The 16462-nt window shown below is 41.2% G+C and carries 17 protein-coding genes; 7 read left to right on the forward strand and 10 right to left on the reverse strand.

Annotated features, from left to right (window positions below; genetic code table 11):
• Positions 1-18: 18 nt before the first annotated feature.
• From B5D59_RS15485 to B5D59_RS15495, 3 genes are all read right to left on the reverse strand, one after another.
• The gene (locus B5D59_RS15485) at positions 19-1191 is read right to left on the reverse strand and encodes an MFS transporter (RefSeq protein WP_078818579.1); all 1173 of its coding nucleotides are present in this window, start codon (positions 1189-1191) and stop codon (positions 19-21) included.
• A 211-nt stretch (positions 1192-1402) separates the two neighbouring features.
• Positions 1403-1597, reverse strand: a complete 195-nt coding sequence (locus B5D59_RS15490; protein WP_040759855.1) for a hypothetical protein — start codon at positions 1595-1597, stop codon at positions 1403-1405.
• A gap of 22 nt (positions 1598-1619) precedes the next feature.
• Entirely contained in the window at positions 1620-2171 is a 552-nt protein-coding gene (locus B5D59_RS15495; protein ID WP_078818580.1) for a GNAT family N-acetyltransferase, read from the reverse strand.
• Positions 2172-2276: 105 nt separating this feature from the next.
• On the opposite strand from B5D59_RS15495, the gene B5D59_RS15500 reads away from it, so the two are divergent.
• The 4 genes from B5D59_RS15500 to B5D59_RS15520 all read left to right on the forward strand — a co-directional run bounded on the left by B5D59_RS15500 (position 2277) and on the right by B5D59_RS15520 (position 6044).
• A complete protein-coding gene (locus B5D59_RS15500; protein WP_176132608.1) occupies positions 2277-2852 on the forward strand; it encodes a LytTR family DNA-binding domain-containing protein in 576 nt (191 codons plus the stop codon).
• A gap of 413 nt (positions 2853-3265) precedes the next feature.
• Complete coding sequence (locus B5D59_RS15510; RefSeq protein ID WP_217698597.1) at positions 3266-4204, forward strand: ABC transporter ATP-binding protein; 939 nt, start codon at positions 3266-3268, stop codon at positions 4202-4204.
• Entirely contained in the window at positions 4188-5042 is an 855-nt protein-coding gene (locus B5D59_RS15515) for an ABC transporter permease (protein WP_078818584.1), read from the forward strand. The genes B5D59_RS15510 and B5D59_RS15515 overlap by 17 nt, the downstream gene beginning before the upstream one ends.
• A gap of 117 nt (positions 5043-5159) precedes the next feature.
• The gene (locus B5D59_RS15520; RefSeq protein ID WP_009498716.1) at positions 5160-6044 is read left to right on the forward strand and encodes a D-alanyl-D-alanine carboxypeptidase family protein; all 885 of its coding nucleotides are present in this window, start codon (positions 5160-5162) and stop codon (positions 6042-6044) included.
• Positions 6045-6091: 47 nt separating this feature from the next.
• Here B5D59_RS15520 and B5D59_RS15525 read toward each other — a convergent pair whose 3' ends face one another.
• On the reverse strand, positions 6092-6730 hold the full coding sequence (locus B5D59_RS15525; RefSeq protein WP_040759859.1) for a pentapeptide repeat-containing protein: 639 nt from the start codon (positions 6728-6730) through the stop codon (positions 6092-6094).
• An 80-nt stretch (positions 6731-6810) separates the two neighbouring features.
• Between B5D59_RS15525 and B5D59_RS15530 the strand changes: the two genes are divergently transcribed.
• Positions 6811-7299: a DinB family protein gene (locus tag B5D59_RS15530; protein WP_078818586.1), complete on the forward strand. Its 489-nt coding sequence runs from the start codon at positions 6811-6813 to the stop codon at positions 7297-7299.
• 301 nt (positions 7300-7600) lie between these two features.
• On the opposite strand, the gene B5D59_RS15535 is transcribed toward B5D59_RS15530, so the two are convergent.
• From B5D59_RS15535 to B5D59_RS15555, 5 genes are all read right to left on the reverse strand, one after another.
• Positions 7601-8533: an ABC transporter ATP-binding protein gene (locus B5D59_RS15535; RefSeq protein ID WP_009498719.1), complete on the reverse strand. Its 933-nt coding sequence runs from the start codon at positions 8531-8533 to the stop codon at positions 7601-7603.
• Positions 8533-9597: an ABC transporter ATP-binding protein gene (locus B5D59_RS15540; protein ID WP_009498720.1), complete on the reverse strand. Its 1065-nt coding sequence runs from the start codon at positions 9595-9597 to the stop codon at positions 8533-8535. Before B5D59_RS15540 ends, B5D59_RS15535 begins: the two co-directional genes overlap by 1 nt.
• Before the next feature lie 15 nt (positions 9598-9612).
• Positions 9613-10638, reverse strand: coding sequence for an oligopeptide ABC transporter permease (opp3C, locus tag B5D59_RS15545; RefSeq protein WP_009498721.1), 1026 nt, complete (start codon positions 10636-10638; stop codon positions 9613-9615).
• Complete coding sequence (gene opp3b / locus B5D59_RS15550) at positions 10638-11570, reverse strand: oligopeptide ABC transporter permease (protein WP_009498722.1); 933 nt, start codon at positions 11568-11570, stop codon at positions 10638-10640. Before opp3b ends, opp3C begins: the two co-directional genes overlap by 1 nt.
• A 165-nt stretch (positions 11571-11735) precedes the next feature.
• Entirely contained in the window at positions 11736-13457 is a 1722-nt protein-coding gene (locus tag B5D59_RS15555) for a peptide ABC transporter substrate-binding protein (RefSeq protein WP_078818587.1), read from the reverse strand.
• Between the two features lie 192 nt (positions 13458-13649).
• Here B5D59_RS15555 and B5D59_RS15560 point away from each other — a divergent pair, with 192 nt between their 5' ends.
• Positions 13650-13994, forward strand: coding sequence for a DUF3899 domain-containing protein (locus B5D59_RS15560; protein ID WP_176132609.1), 345 nt, complete (start codon positions 13650-13652; stop codon positions 13992-13994).
• A gap of 47 nt (positions 13995-14041) precedes the next feature.
• Here the strand turns inward: B5D59_RS15560 and B5D59_RS15565 are convergent, their stop codons facing one another.
• Positions 14042-14587 (reverse strand): YusW family protein, encoded by a 546-nt coding sequence (locus B5D59_RS15565; RefSeq protein ID WP_078818589.1) that lies wholly within the window; start codon positions 14585-14587, stop codon positions 14042-14044.
• Positions 14588-15001: 414 nt separating this feature from the next.
• On the opposite strand from B5D59_RS15565, the gene B5D59_RS15570 reads away from it, so the two are divergent.
• Positions 15002-16408: a purine-cytosine permease family protein gene (locus B5D59_RS15570; RefSeq protein ID WP_078818590.1), complete on the forward strand. Its 1407-nt coding sequence runs from the start codon at positions 15002-15004 to the stop codon at positions 16406-16408.
• Positions 16409-16462 lie beyond the last annotated feature (54 nt).

A 16462-nucleotide genomic window follows, 5' to 3' on the forward strand; every position in this document is an offset into this window, starting at 1 on the left:
ATCTCCCCCAACACATCGTCATACATTCGCCTTAAAAGCAGGCGTTCGCTTGATCCATAGATAATTCAGTACAACACCGAGGAACAATACAAATGCGCCAAAGTAAAAAGGATAATCCACATTAACATCAAATAATGCACCACCAATAATAGGTCCAAATACATTACCGATGCTGGTAAACATCGAATTCATCCCACCGACAAAGCCTTGCTCATTCCCGGCAATTTTTGATAAATACGAGGTTGCAGCCGGACGAATCAAATCAAATCCTACAAAAATGATAATCGTCACAAGCAACACCATAAAATAACCCCTAACGAATGTAGCTAAAAACACGAGCAATGCCGAAAAAACAAGACAGAAGAAAATCAGCCGTTTTTCCCCTATCATCCTGGAAAGCTTATCGAACAGCAATACTTGTGCAAGTGCCCCTACGATACCACTGCCCGTAATAATAATCGCTATATCTGTTGGTGTAAAACCAAATTTATGATCGACAAACAAACTGAAAATCGATTCAAATGAAGCCAGTCCAAATGACAAAATAAAGATAATTACAAACACGATAAAGTACTGGCGCGCAAATATCCGCTTCAATCCTGGCTTGCTTTCATCTTCCGCCACAGCTTCTTGATAACGAGCAGGCTCACGCAGCATGATCAATGAAAATACAGCCGCGAACAATGCAAGACCTCCTGCGAAAAAGAAAGGAACCCGAGTACCGAATCCTGCCAAAAAACCACCTATTCCAGGTCCGATGATAAAACCTGTAGAGATGGCAGCAGACATAAAACCTAACGCCTTTGACCGTGTTTCCATCGTCGTGATATCCGCGATGAAGGCTGTAACTGCCGGCATAATAAACGCGGCACTCACTCCACCTAAAATCCGTGATATGAATAATACCGGCAAAGTTTGTCCGATCCCAAATAAAAATTCAGATGCACTAAAAATGACCAAGCCGATGACAATCATCTTTTTTCTTCCGACTGTATCAACCCATCTTCCTGAAAAAGGCGACACGAGCAACTGTGCCATCGCAAAAATGGCGACCATGTATCCGACCCCTGTACCCGATATATGCAGTTCATTCATCAATGTCGGCATAACAGGTATTACGAGACCAATCCCTAAAAAAGCAATTAGCAAATTGGACAACAACAGTATTAATGTAATGGATTCCTTCTTCATGTTCTCTCACCCGCAATCAGTCTAAGTTGATATTTCTTCATCATAGCAAGCCGTGAGGAAACTTACAAGAAGAAGAGAAGTGCATTCCCAATTATCCCCCAACTCAGTTTGCACACCTTGACTGACGAGAGATTGTAAAAGTACACATTATTATCGAAACAAAAAAAGCGGAGTCCGATTTCAAAGGACACCGCGTATTTTCAAGGCAACTCTAACGATTCTTCCAGCTCACTGCAAGACCCAGTCCAATCGCCGTACATCCCGTAAGGACAGCGATGGGCATTGACCTCATGAAATAAGCGTCGAATGTATAGCTGTCTAAAGATATTACTGCAAATGAAATGAGCAGGATGAGAAAAGCAACTAGCAAAATCCATTGGACAATTTGCTGAAATTCGAATTTCATATTCTTCATCCTTTCATTACGCTTACTCTCTACTCTTCTTCCAATCTTCATTAAGCATACTATAGACAATTATATCATGATAATGATCATAGAGAAATTCAGCATCACGAAGAACTCCTTCTTCAATAAATCCAAGACGTTCGGGGATTGCCCTACTCTTTTCATTTCCCGTACCGCATCTGATTTCCACGCGGTGCAATACGTACTCGTCAAATGCATAGTCCAGCAACGACCTGACGACCTCTGTCATGATGCCGTTCCCTTGATAAGGTTCTGCCAGCCAATAGCCGATACTCGTCTGTTTATTAGCTTGGTTCACCGAATGAAACCCTGCCATCCCAGCCAGATTTCCGTTAAAGAGAATGCCAGCCTGAAAGCCATCCTCCGCAGCAAATTGTTCCAGCCATGCTGAAATAATTGGGCCGTACTGTTCAGGTTCTATCATGGAATCTACCCATGGCAGCCATTGACGTAAGTTCCCTCTGGAATCGTCCACGAGATCATATAGCTCATTCGCATCTCGTTGCCCTAGCAATTTCAATGAAATTTGATCCGTCACTTTAAGCATAAACATATTATATCTCTCCATTCATCTGTATTGAACTCACGGCAGGATTGTGAAGGCTCCTATGTAACTTGTATGGTTCTAATGGTACGTTTGAATAAAAAGAAAGTCAATATGGATTATTTCGAAGAGTCGGACACCAATCCAAAATGCAAGTCACCTGTCGTTTCATGCAAGACACCTATATTGCATTGTTCCGTCTCTAATGAAATGGTACGATTCATCCAAGATGATAACGAAGGGGTGGTAACCATACGGCTAAAAATAAATGAATCACACGAATTTAGAGATGTTGAAATTATGATTAATTGCCCCGAAGTTGATGAGCGTCTTTCCCGCTTGATTCAACAGATTAATCAAATGATGTTCTCGATTCATGGCAAAAAGGATGGCAATACGTACCCAATAATTTCAGATGAACTGCTTTATATCGAGTCAGTAAATGATACGACTTTCCTATACACCGACCGTGAGGTCTTTGAAAGTGACAAAAAATTATATGAGTTCGAGGAACAGCTAGTAAATACCCGTTTCTTAAGAATCAGCAAAAACTTTATCGTGAATACTTCCAAGATTGAAAACGTGAAAGCTCTCATAAATGGACGGTTTGAGGCCTCCTTATCGAACGGTGAAAAAGTGATTGTCAATCGTCATTATGTAAAATCATTTCGAAAACATTTTCTAGGGTGAGGTGAATAACTTGAATCGTACAATTATCTATATTAGTGCTACCTGCTTTGCATTTACTTTTAGCTCTATATTTTATTACCTATTTCGGATGTTCAATATTTTCCCGCCATTAACTGAAAGGATGACCGCCTATCTATTTATAATCTCCACCATGATCACCTTGTTAATTTTCATATCCCATCAATTACCGGTAGAGCAGCCCTGGCTTATTCATTTAATTGAACTAGGCTGCGTCATAGTCGTTCTACTTATAGCAGGTGCTGCATTTAAGGTGTACCCTTTTCACTCGTTCTATATTGTACCGGTTACCGTATGCGGTCTATTAGCATATGCCTTCGTCAACACCATGATTTATATGAATAATAAGGGAGCCGAGCGAGAGATCAATAAAGTGATTTCGAATACGAGGAGTGATGCAAATGCTTAAAATTATAGAAGTTAACGGGTTACAAAAATCTTATGGTTCTGTCCATGCTGTCCAAGATATTAGTTTCTATGTAGAGAAAGGAAGTCTCTTTTCATTTTTAGGAACAAACGGTGCAGGTAAATCCACTACCATTTCAATAATTTTAACACTCTTGCAACATGATACAGGAGATGTGAAAGTAAATGGCTTAACAGTTGGGAAAGATGATGAATCAATACGCAAAGAGATTGGTGTTGTTTTTCAAGACAGTTTATTGGATTCACTTCTGACAGTGCGAGAGAATTTAGACCTTCGAGCTCGATTTTACAGAATGTCAAAATACGAAAGAGGAGCAGCTATTGGAAGAGTAGCGGAGATTGTTGATATAACTGCTATTTTGGAACGCCGGTACGGTAAATTATCTGGCGGACAAAAAAGAAGAGTGGATATTGCCAGAGCCCTTCTCCATCAGCCAAAGATCTTATTGCTCGATGAACCTACTACCGGTCTGGACCCCCAGAATCGAAAACAGATTTGGAATACGATCTTACAACTGCAACGCGATACAGGAATGACAGTTTTTTTAACGACTCATTATATTGAAGAAGCCGCTAATTCTGATTTTGTTGTTGTAATGAAAGAAGGAAGGATTATCGCGAGAGGAACGCCAAATCAACTGAAAACTGACTATTCTGCTGATAGACTGGTTATCACAGCAGCAAACCATTCGCAGTTTCGCAATCAACTACAGGCAGATCAACTGGAATTTCGTGAAGAAAATGCCTCATACATTCTGAACTTGCAAAGAACGACCGATGCAATTCCACTTTTAGCAAAGTACCAAGATGACATTACTTCCTTTGAAGTAATGAAATCAAGTCTAGACGATGTATTCATCCAAATTCATAACGGAAAGGATGGGTCGTCTGATGCTGGCATTTGCTAGACGTAACTTACTAGTTTATTTCCGCGATAAGGCTGCATTGTTTTTTTCACTGCTTGCCGTTTTCATCCTGATTGCTCTGTATGTATTCTTTCTTGGCGATTTAATGGCAGAAGGTTTGCCCGATTTCCCGGCTAAAAGTTGGCTTCTCACATCATGGATTCTGGCCGGAATTTTAGCAGTAACTTCAGTGACCACGACGCTAGGCGCGTTTGGTGTTATGGTGGAGGATCGCTCGACACACACTTACTTAGACTTTTACGCTTCTCCGATCAAACGGTCCTCTCTATTTGCCGGCTATGTCATGAGTTCCATCTTCATTGGTTTCCTTATGTGTTTGGTCGTACTCTTTACAGCAAATGTTGTTCTATTTTTCTCAGGTGGAGAATTATTAGCTTTCACTCAGCTTCTAAAAATCATCGGGGTCAGCCTATTATCCGTATTGGCGAGCGGTTCTATGATTTTACTTCTAGTTTCTTTCTTTACAACATCCAATGCGTTTGCCGCTGCAAGTACGGTAATCGGGACATTACTTGGATTTCTGGCTGGAATTTATATACCTATTGGAAATTTGCCTGCTTACTTGCAAACCATCATAAAATTTTTTCCTACTTCCCATTCAGCGGCCTTATTTCGTCAATTGCTAATGGACCGGCCGATTCAGGAAGCCTTCTCAAACGCACCGATCGCAGTCATAGAAGACTTTCAATTGAATATGGGCGTTTTTTTCGAAATAAATGGAAGTTCTAGTTCACTCTTATTCAGTGTACTTTATTTACTGGGAACGGCATTCGTATTCTCCTTTCTATTCCTGACCGTCATGAGGTGGAAAAGAACCTAGCCCTTTTACTATCGTTATAATCATCTTCATAAATTCTTCATAAAAACCTTTACCTTTTCTTCAGGTTGATCATGCATAATTGAAGTCAGTTACTTTACTGAATAGGACGGGGTACATGTGAAAAAATTACTGTTGGTCTTCATTTTAATAGGTGGAATTTATTTCACCTTTTCGAAATGGGACGACCATCAACTAGTGCAGGAAAATTGGAGTGTGTCCGCTAAAGCAATGATTTTGCTGGACGCAGAGACAGATAAGGTCTTATATAAGAATAATAGTTCCGAACCTTTACCTATTGCCAGCATGACGAAGCTTATGACGCAATACATTGTCTTAAATTCAATAAAAAGTGGTGCACTTTCTTGGGATACTGTATATCAACCGAGCGCATCTGTACTGAATATGAATGCATTAACGAGTGCATCTAAAATCGGTATGACGGCTGATCAGACCTATACTGTCCGTGAGCTATTCACAGCGATGAGTGTCATTTCCGCGAACGATGCCGCCATCGCATTAGCCGAGCTGGTGGGCGGAACAGAAGATCAATTTGTATCTATTATGAATAAGCAAGCTAACGCCTTGAAACTAAAAAACACGTCTTTTTATAATTCATCTGGACTAGACGGCAGCTATTTAGGCCGCAGTGAAGACGAAACCAATTTAGCGTCTGCTTATGATGTGGCATTGCTAGCGCAAAAATTGATTAAGAAACATCCGGAAATATTAGAGTTTACCAAGATGCAAAGCTTTACCTCAAAACAAAATGTAAAAATGTGGAACACGAACTTACTGCTGTTTGGTATGCCACTTCAAATGGCAGGAATAGATGGTTTGAAGACGGGTTATACCGACGCTGCTGGTTCTTGTTTTGCAGGCACTGGTGTGTTTAATGGAAAGCGTGTCATTTCCGTAGTGATAGGTGTGGAGGATGTAGATGGTGACAGCTCAGAACCCCGGTTCACCTTGACTCGTGAGCTGATTGAACGTTTTACAAACTAACTAATTCAAAAATAAAGCAGACCTTTCAACTCAGGTCTGCTTTATCTTTATTCATCTCGAATATCCAACCCCATCATCGCTGCAAACTGTACGGCTTGCCGGACAGAAACGATGCATCCTTCCAAGTCTTTCATCGACACGGTCATACTTTCGAATTCTGAGCTTCTCAGTTCCACTCCTTTTAAAGAGGTTTCATCAAAACTTGCACTGTCAAGATTACACATTGAAAACTTCGTTTGCTTCAGTTTGCAGTCGAAAAAATCCGCGTCTTTAAGCTGGCACTGTTCAAAAAGCACGCGTTCCCACTTCGCATGGACGAACGCCGAGAGATTGCCGATACATTGCTCGAATAAAACGTCAGTAAAGCGAGCATCCGCAAAGTTTACGCCAAGCATCTTGCAATTATGGAAACTGGCACGGTGTATACTAACCCCTCTTAAATCCGCATTGGAAAAGTCACAGTTCTCAAATCGTACATCGGTAATGAATAAATCCGGTAGGGACGCATGTTGAAAACTTGAGTTTTTAACGAGCATATTTGTTAATTGAGCTCGTTCCACCATCTCTCCATCAAACCTCGAATCAAGTACGACGCAATTTTGAAGGTAAGGATCCTCTTCTAGCCATACATCTTGAAACGTTGCCGGAGTTAATTGTTCCGTCACTTTCGGTTGGTTAAGTTTCATTTGAATTCCACCTCTCCTTGAGAGCCCTAAGAAGCATTGCCCTCTATGAAATGGTACCATAAAAAAAAGGAGTGAAGTATATGAAGATCAATGACCAAGCACGCGAGGAATTATGGACGCAAGTCGGCGATTTAACAGATGAAGACATTAATCGAAAACCTTCAGATAACGAGTGGTCCATAAAACAAGTGCTTGAACATCTTTATCTTATGGAAAGCGGCGTCATCAAAACTATACAAGCACAGCTTACCTCAGGCGAGCAAAAGGACGTAGCCGACAAACCGATTGAGCTGACAGTCAATCGATCGACGAAAGTACAAGCTCCAGAATTTGCAACTCCTACAGAAGAATCCGCAACACTGGAAGAATTAAAAGCCAAACTCAACGCAACTCACTCGACCTTACGGGAATTTGCTGAGAGTACATCTGATGCGCAATTAGAGGAAAAATCCTACCCTCACCCTGTATTCGGTGAGATGAATCTAAAACAATGGATTCCGTTCATCGGCTATCACGAATTGCGTCATATTGATCAAATTAAAGAAGTAAAACAAAAATTAGGGTTATAAATAAAACGGAGCGGCAGATCAAATACCATCTGCCGCTCCGTTTTTCATTGGAGGGGATTGGGATTGGGTTTCGTTCGGTCTAACGATGGTTTGGTGCGGGCCGACGCGGCTTTGGTTCGCTTTGACATGACTTTGGTGCGTTCAGACGCAGCTTTGGTTCGCTTTAACATGACTTTGGTGCGCTCAGACGCGGCTTTGGTTCGCTTCGACTTGACTTTGGTGCGCTCATGCGTATCCTACACCTCACTTAATAAAAAAAGTCCTCTAGCGATGTTTCGCCAGAGGACTTGCTAATCATTATTCACATTCGTGCAGCTTGCATTTCCTTAAATTCCTTCTCCGAACACAACACAAAATGTTCAGGAGCAATTTCGCGGAATTCTACCTTTTCATCCGGGCCATACTGATGATCTTTCGGATTATAAGGATGGCGTACACGAGAACGCTCATAGATTGGGTCAGGAAGAGGAATCGCAGACAGTAATGATTTCGTATAAGCGTGCATCGGATTGCGATACAATTCATCTGCTGGTGCCATTTCCACTAACTTACCGAAATACATGACGCCAATCCGATCTGAAATGTATTTAACCATCGACAAATCATGGGCAATAAACAAATACGTCAAGCCTTTTTCTTCCTGAAGTTCCTTCAGCAAGTTGACTACTTGCGCTTGAATGGACACATCTAGAGCAGAGATGGGCTCATCGGCAATGATGAATTCCGGATCCACTGCCAGTGCACGTGCAATCCCGATCCGTTGCCGTTGCCCCCCCGAGAATTCATGGGGATAGCGTTCGGCGTGTTCCCTATTCAATCCGACCGTTTCCAGAAGTTCGATAACTCGTTCTTTACGTTCTTTTTTTGTTTTCACTAAACCGTGTATATCCAAACCTTCTGCAATGATATCCAATACTTTCATCCGTGGATTCAATGATGCGTACGGATCTTGGAAAATCATCTGCATTTTTCGGTTTAATGTTTGGTTTTCAGACTGACTTTTTGGCGCATGAACATCCAGGCCATCATAAAGCACTTGACCTGCAGTTGCATCGTACAACCGTATCATCGTACGGCCTGTTGTCGATTTACCACAGCCTGACTCTCCTACCAGCCCGAAAGTTTCCCCGCGTTTGATAGAGAAACTAATATCATCGATCGCCCGGACTTCGGATGACTTGCCCACATTGAAATATTGCTTTAAATTTTTCACTTCAATTAAATGCTCCGCCATTATGCGTTCCCCCCTGTCTGTTCGACATAGTATCGGCTACCCGGGAAAGTTTTCATCCGCTCGATAATGACAGCTGGCGGTTCCACTTCAGGTGCTTGCGGATGTAAAAGCCATGTTGCCGCGTAATGCGTGTCACTCACTTTAAAAAATGGCGGCTGGCGTTCCATGTCAATCTTCATTGCATACTCGCTACGCAACGCGAAAGCATCCCCTTTTGGAGGATTTAATAAATCTGGAGGGGTACCTGGAATGGCATAAAGCTTTTGATCCGCCAAATCCATGGATGGCATTGAACTGAGCAATCCCCATGTGTATGGATGCTGTGGATTATAGAATATTTCATCTACGGTTCCGATCTCCACAATCTTTCCTCCGTACATGACTGCCACCCGATCTGCCACGTTCGCCACAACACCTAAATCATGGGTAATGAAAATGATGGATGTATCGATTTTCTTCTGGATTTCTTTCATCAGTTCTAGAATTTGCGCTTGAATCGTAACATCCAGAGCTGTCGTTGGTTCATCGGCAATTAATATCTTCGGGTTACAGGCGAGCGCAATCGCAATGACGATACGCTGACGCTGCCCTCCTGAAAATTGGTGTGGATACATTTTATAGCGACTTTCAGCATTCGGAATCCCAACAAGGTTCAATAAATTAATGGTTTGCTCCAATGCTTTAGATTTACTCAATTTCTGGTGCTTCAATATAGGCTCCATGATTTGCTTTCCGATCGTCATCGTTGGATTCAACGATGTCATCGGGTCTTGGAAAATCATCGAGATATCTTTCCCGCGAATCTTTTGCATCGTTTTTTCTGAAACCTTGGTCAAATCTTTTCCTTCAAACAAGATTTCCCCATTTTTATATTCAGCACTCGACTGAGGTAGCAAACGCATAATAGACTTTGTCGTGACAGATTTTCCCGATCCCGACTCGCCCACTATCGCAAGCGTCTCCCCTTTAATCAAATCAAAATTCACGCCCCGGATTGCTTTCACTTCACCTGCAAATGTATGGAAGGAAAGCTCGAGGTCTTTCACTTGTAGAATCTTAGTCAACTTGCTCTCCTCCTCTTAATCTTTCATCTTCGGATCTAGTGCATCACGCAATCCGTCACCAATCAAGTTAAAGGCAATCATTAAAATACTGATGACAAGTGCTGGGAATAATAACATATACGGTTGGTGTTCCATCACTTTATAGCCATCATTGATCAACGTACCTAATGAAGCATCTGGCGCCTGAAGACCGATCCCAATGAAACTTAGGAAAGCTTCAAAGAAAATTGCATTCGGAATCGTGAACATTGTATTGATGATGATGATCCCTAGCATATTCGGTAACAGGTGCTTCGTAATAATCTTACCGTCTTTTGAACCTAGTGTTCGTGATGCGAGTACGAATTCCTGTGATTTATATTTCAAGGTTTGAGCTCGTACAATACGTGACATCCCAATCCATCCGGTTATGGAAATCGCGATAATAATCGCCATAATCCCCGGATCCATAATCATAATCATTAAAATGACAACGACTAGAGTAGGTATACCAATCAATATCTCGACAATCCGCTGCATAATATCATCCGTCCGACCGCCGTAGTATCCGGAGATCCCACCATATGCTACACCAATCACCATATCAATGGCTGCTGCAACAAATGCGATGAACAAGGATACTTGAGTACCTAACCAGAGACGTGTAAACAAATCACGGCCAAGTCCATCGGTGCCAAACCAATAATATTCATCGACTTTCTTCATCTCATACAAATCAACCTTTTTTCCAGCTAAATTCCCGACGCCATCGAAAATACCCATTTTTTCAATACCAGGAATCTTAGGAGGTAAATTGGCGTGCCGCAAGTTTTGCGCATCCCCGGCATGTCCATTCAAATGCGGGCCAATCAGCGCCAAAATGAGGAACAGTAAAAGCACTACTACACTGACGACCGCCGCTTTATTTTTCCGAAGACGTAGCCAGGCATCTTGCCAAAAGCTTAAACTCGGTTTTTCTATACGTTCTGCTTGATCACTATCGATTGTAATCCGTTCAAATTCTTCTTGAGGCAGTTGTTCGTGTTCGAATTCATTGCGCATTATCCCTTACCTCCAGACAAGCGGATACGAGGGTCAATGACACCATATAAAATATCCACGATAAAAATGATAAAGATGAGGAATGCTGAGAATAGCAAAGTCGTACCCATGATTGTGGCATGGTCATTTACCATGATGGAGGATACAAATTGTTCTCCGATTCCCGGAATTGCAAAAATTTGTTCTACGACAAGCGAACCGGTAACCAATCCTGCAGCCAATGGTCCAAGAACCGTAATCAAAGGGATCAGCGCATTACGGAATGCATGCTTAAATGCAATCTCGAAACCATTTGCTCCTTTTGCTTTGGCCAATGTAATATAGTCCGAACTTAACACTTCAATCATCTCAGTCCGAATGAAACGCGCGGATAGGGCAAGAGGCCCCATAGCGAGTGCAAGCGATGGCAGGACACTTGATTTCCAACCGTCATTCCACAGACCGACCGGTAATAGATGCCATTGAGAAGCAATCCAATACTGCAACAAAGACGCGAAAACAAATGATGGAATGGAGATACCGAGTATCGCAAAAAAGGTGCTTCCGTAATCCCAAAATGTATTTTGCTTCAATGCAGCAAGCATACCTAACAGGATTCCGACGAGAGTCCCAAAGACCATCGCTTGCGCTCCCAAGATTAATGAAGGTTTGATTCGTGATGCCAATAAATCATTGACACTTTTTCCTTTAAACGCAAAAGAAGTTCCCAAATCACCTTTCGCTAGATTTTTCATATAAATTGCGTATTGTACAGGCTTCGGCTTATCGATCCCATATTTTTTTTCAACTATTGCTCTTTGTGTTTCGTTCAACTTACTATACGAAGCAATCGGGGAACCTGGTAATGATTGCATCAGGAAAAAAGAGACTGTCGCAATCAAAAACAGGGTAATGAACATATATACAATGCGCTTTCCAATATATTTAACCACTTTACGTTACACCTCCAGGGTTTGATACAATATAGGCAACAAAATATTCGGTGTATTCGCAATAAAAAGTGCCTTAGAAATTTTGAAATTATTTGACCTTACTAAAAAGAGAGTATATGGTATAAAAATTCTCCCATATACTCTCCCCTATGAAATTAACACAGCTTATTTCTTGCCTGAAACATAAGCCCATTTATAGCTATAATCCGCTCCAAATGGATGTCTTACTAAACCTTTATAGTATGGCTTTTGTAAAATAACCAAACTCCGTTGGTAAATTGGAGCAATGGCTGCGTCATCTTCAAGTAAGATTTTCTCAGCTTTTGCGAACGCTTCATAACGTTCAGCCGGCTTCACTGCCAATTCGCCTTTTGTATCCTCAATCAACTTATCGTATTCAGAGTTCGAATAAGACATTAAGTTGTTTGGTCCGTCAGTTACAAAAAGATCTAGGAACGAAATCGGGTCTTGGAAATCAGGGCCCCATCCAGATACTTGGATGTCGTAATCTTGGTTCGTATCCAAATCTAGACGTACAGAGAAAGGAACTTCTTTCAATGAAATCGAAAGACCTTCTAGGTTACCTTCCAATTGAGACTTGAAGTACTCATCCATTTTCTTAGAAAGCTCAGTGTCTCCACCTAGGATTTCTAATTTAAGAGAATCCACGCCTAGCTCTTCCAATCCTTTTTTCCAGTGTTCTTGTGCTTCTTCCACATTATATACCAAGTGGTCTCCGCTCAAATCACGGAAATCTTTCTCATTTTCATCAAATGCAAAATCAGTAGGTACTAAGAAGTTTGCAGGTGTTGAACCATCAGCTATAACTATATCCGCCATGTCATTTTTTTCAAAAGCTTTCGCAATGGCTTTACGGATATTTTCGTTCGCAAGTGGCGTTTTTTCTCCACCACGTTCTTGGTTAAACTTGAAGTAGAAAACAGAAGTTTCAGGTTCGATTACCGCTTCTTTATCATCACGGTATTGCATAGCCAAATCACCGGTAACTCTAGCCCAATCCAACTTGTTATCTTGATAAAGCTTAACTGCAGTAGCAGAATCTTTTACAACGTTTACATGAATTTCATCAAGCTTTACGTTTTCTGCATCCCAATAGTGTTCGTTTTTCTTGTACGTCCAGCTATCGCCCGTTCCATCCCAATCAGTTAAAATGAATGGACCGTTATATAGGAGACCGTCTGAATTTGTTGCATAAGCATCGCCTTTAGACGTTACGAATTCTTCTTTTTGTGGATAAAAAGTTCCAAAAGACATAAGGGATAAGAAATAAGGTACCGGACGTTCAAGTGTTACTTCAAACGTCTTTTCGTCTATAGCTTTTACCCCCAGCTCAGACACTTCCATCTTTTCTTCAGAGATTTCTGTCGCATTTTTGATTACGCCAGACATCATGAATGGTCCGTAAGGTGAACCAGTCGCAGGATCGATCGCACGCTGCCATGCAAATACGAAGTCTTCTGCTGTAACAGGAGTGTCATCTGACCATTTCGCATCGCGAAGCTTGAATGTGTAAGTTAATCCATCTTCACTTACCTCCGCCTCTTCAGCAGCCATTGCCGGTTCCGCAATGTTTTCTTGGTTCAAACGGTATAGACCTTCATTGACGTTGTTCAACACATTGAAGCCTACTTGGTCTTCAACGATCGCAGAATCAACAGAAGGAATCGCATTTCGTTCCTCCAAGTATAATACTTGTTCAGCATCCGGCTCTCCGTCTTCTTCTGCTGGATTTTCAGTTGCCTGATCATCCTCCTTGTCCTTATCTGCCGCAGGCTTGTCTTCTTCTTTCGAACCGCCGCATGCAGCTAGGAACATACTGAGCACTAACGTCAGCGCCATAAGTAAAAGCCACTTTTTACTCTTCAAATCATTGACCTCCCCTTTGAAATAGTTTGAAGAACTAGCTTATTCATTATACAAGAAAAATTTATAGATGTAAACGCTATCAACTAAATTTTCTTAATTTTAATAGTACTGCATGTTGTCTGTACACTTCCAGTCCTGCTTCTAGTATGATAGATGGTAGTCATTAATTCTATTATGAAAAGAAGGATTTATATGAAATCAAATATTATTATTTTTTCTATTTCTCAAGTTGTAATACTCATTTTTATATGGCTCATTTATGGTCAGTGGTCTTTACTAGGCTATATTAATGTTTCATTTTTTGTAAGTGGATTATTGTTGTTAATAGGTGGGATAGTTTTTATTATCCGTACAGGATCCTTTGACTTTTTCATGAAAAGCATGCAGAAGGTTCTAGCACGAAAAGGACAGCGAGAGGCGCTTGAATCGATGCGTGTTCCATCCGAAGCCATGTCAGTTCGTTCTGCTTGGTTTTTCATGGCAGGACTTCCCTCTTTTGTATTAATGCTTCTAGCCTTGGTACTTTACTATTTATAAACCGACAAAAAAGCGTCTCCATACTATATGGAGACACTTCTTTTTTATTATTTACGTTCTTCTATGTCTAATTTACTGCCATCATTAAATTTGATTTCTACATCAAACTTTTGATAGTCCGATTTCAGCCCAAATGCTTTCAATACTTGATTGATTGTTTCTTCATTCGTACTATCTTTTGTCAACTGTAGTTGCTCGACTTTAGGATAAAGATCATCAAACGCTTCTTGCCCCTTTAAATAGACTTGATTGACCTCATCTTCTACTTTCGCTTTGATGGGTTCGTTTCTATCCTGCTCAATTTCCGCTTCATATTCAATATCGTTACCATAAGAAATTTCTACTTCTATCTCTCTGAAAGAAAGCTTGTCCATATCAGCTTTCATATCGTCAGTTGTTCCGCTCGCTGTTTCATCTTTTGTTCCGTTTGTAGTCGTATCTGTTGTTCCCGTACCATCAGTATTCGTGTCTGCAGGTTGTTCAGTCGGAGTTGTTGTAGCTCCTTCATCGACGACCGGCTCATTTGTATCATTTCCGCATGCTGCAAGACCGATGGCCATAATAGATACAGTTGTGATCAGTAAACGTTTCATTAAGTATTCCTCCTCATTATATCCTTTCACTTAGTCATTCCCCATTCTCTACGTTCTAATCATTTACTTTTCTTGCGTTGGGTTATGAAAAGGGAATGATGGAGTCCCCTGCGAATGAAAACTATGTGGGTTTCCACTATTTTCATAAATTCAGTAACAAAATTTATTTTTTATTACCTATCTTTCTCTAAAACTCACCTTCTTTTTCGTATTAAAACATTAATTTATAGACATTTATACTCACATTAATTATAAAACGCATAATACACTTGATTTTTTCATTATGTAATTGTTAATATTAAAAAGTGTCAATTCATCTAATGAACGGGTTAACCATTCCATATGTATGTGAATGAGTATTCGCCAGAAATACTGGCAGAAGGGGTTGACTACTACTAGAAGGAGCTGATGTGTATGACAACGGGAAAAACAACGTTGCCTAATGATTTGGTAAAAGAAGAGGTGGTCCGAGATTATTCATTGGATCGAGTACCTCTGGAAGATCGTACAAAAAGTTGGCTGAGCATAACGAACATAACGTTCGGAATTGCAACTGCCATTTTTTATTTTCAAATGGGAAGCGTCATGGCTTTGCAATTCGGTGCACCAAATGCCATTGTTTCTGCCATCTATGCCATCATCGTGGCGGGACTTCTCGGTACGGTCATTTCCTATTTGTCGGCCAAGTCCGGCATGAATGTTAATTTATTATCACGCGGTGGCGGATTTGGCTATATCGGTTCGTCTCTGACTTCTTTAATTTACGCCTCCAACTTCATTATGTACTGTGCATTCGAAGGATTAATCCTCGTCTCGGCCGTACATCATTTCATGCCTGACTTTCCAAAATGGATCTTAATCGTCGTGTTTGGAACCATTATTATCCCCCTAAATTGGTTTGGAATAGAACAGCTTGATAAACTTCAAAAATGGTCAATGCCTATTTTCCTCGTGTTCTTGATCACCGCGATTGTCGTTTCATTTATGAAACCCGCCTTGTATACTGGTTCAGTTTTCTCTTATATGCCTGAAGGTGTGCAGTTCGGTGGGACAGCACTTTTATTTTGCATCGGAATGCATAATGGAATTATGGGACTGACCGCATTGCTTGCTTCCGATTATGCTCGCTTTTTACGCCCAGAGGATCGAAAGTTCGGTTCTATCGCGATAGGCTTTATCCCACAGATTTTCTGTTATGGCGTGATGGGTGGACTTGGTATTTGGTTTGGTGTTCGCTTCTTAGAGAAAGATCCAGGTGTCTATATTGTTCTATTGCTCGGGATCGGCGGTGCATTGTTCACGATGCTGACGCAATTGCGAATCAACGTCACAAATATTTACAGTAGTTCCCTCTCCCTATCCAACTTCTTTGAGAACATTTTCCGTTTCACCCCAGGCCGACGGTTTTGGGTTGTCGTCTCTGCAATTTCAGCCATTTTATTAATGCTTGGCGGAATTGTGAATCACTTAGATACCGTAATGACATTTCAAGGCGTTTTCTTGTTCTCTTGGGCTGCTATTTTGGTAACAGACGCGCTCATTGTTAAAAAGTTATTAAAAATCGGTCCGACCTACTACGTAGCACGTCAAGAGTTTTTGTATAAGTGGAATCCTGTTGGCGTAGTTTCATTGATAGCCGCCAGCGCATTCGGCACGATTGCCGCATCTGGCTACATGGGCATCTTCCTACAATCTACAGCTGCTTTCTTCGCTGCCTTGCTGGCTGCCTTGCTGACTGTTATCATAGCGGTCTATACAAAAGGCAAGTATTATTTGGAACACGAACCGAATGATATTACGCCAGATGATAAACTAGCTTAACTTCCCCAACTCCTCTATAAAACAGAATTTTAGAGTGAGAGCTGCGGCTAATCG

The organism is Sporosarcina newyorkensis (assembly GCF_900167515.1).
GTDB classification, from domain to species: Bacteria; Bacillota; Bacilli; order Bacillales_A; family Planococcaceae; genus Sporosarcina; species Sporosarcina newyorkensis.

Coding starts and splice junctions, on each gene's coding strand:
- B5D59_RS15485 (WP_078818579.1), bottom strand. CDS start 1,191: ATGAAGAAGGAATCCATTACATTAATACTGTTGTTGTCCAATTTGCTA.
- B5D59_RS15490 (WP_040759855.1), bottom strand. CDS start 1,597: ATGAAATTCGAATTTCAGCAAATTGTCCAATGGATTTTGCTAGTTGCT.
- B5D59_RS15495 (WP_078818580.1), bottom strand. CDS start 2,171: ATGTTTATGCTTAAAGTGACGGATCAAATTTCATTGAAATTGCTAGGG.
- B5D59_RS15500 (WP_176132608.1), top strand. CDS start 2,277: ATGGATTATTTCGAAGAGTCGGACACCAATCCAAAATGCAAGTCACCT.
- B5D59_RS15510 (WP_217698597.1), top strand. CDS start 3,266: ATGCAAATGCTTAAAATTATAGAAGTTAACGGGTTACAAAAATCTTAT.
- B5D59_RS15515 (WP_078818584.1), top strand. CDS start 4,188: ATGCTGGCATTTGCTAGACGTAACTTACTAGTTTATTTCCGCGATAAG.
- B5D59_RS15525 (WP_040759859.1), bottom strand. CDS start 6,730: ATGAAACTTAACCAACCGAAAGTGACGGAACAATTAACTCCGGCAACG.
- B5D59_RS15530 (WP_078818586.1), top strand. CDS start 6,811: ATGAAGATCAATGACCAAGCACGCGAGGAATTATGGACGCAAGTCGGC.
- B5D59_RS15535 (WP_009498719.1), bottom strand. CDS start 8,533: ATGGCGGAGCATTTAATTGAAGTGAAAAATTTAAAGCAATATTTCAAT.
- opp3C (WP_009498721.1), bottom strand. CDS start 10,638: ATGCGCAATGAATTCGAACACGAACAACTGCCTCAAGAAGAATTTGAA.
- B5D59_RS15560 (WP_176132609.1), top strand. CDS start 13,650: ATGAAATCAAATATTATTATTTTTTCTATTTCTCAAGTTGTAATACTC.
- B5D59_RS15565 (WP_078818589.1), bottom strand. CDS start 14,587: ATGAAACGTTTACTGATCACAACTGTATCTATTATGGCCATCGGTCTT.
- B5D59_RS15570 (WP_078818590.1), top strand. CDS start 15,002: ATGACAACGGGAAAAACAACGTTGCCTAATGATTTGGTAAAAGAAGAG.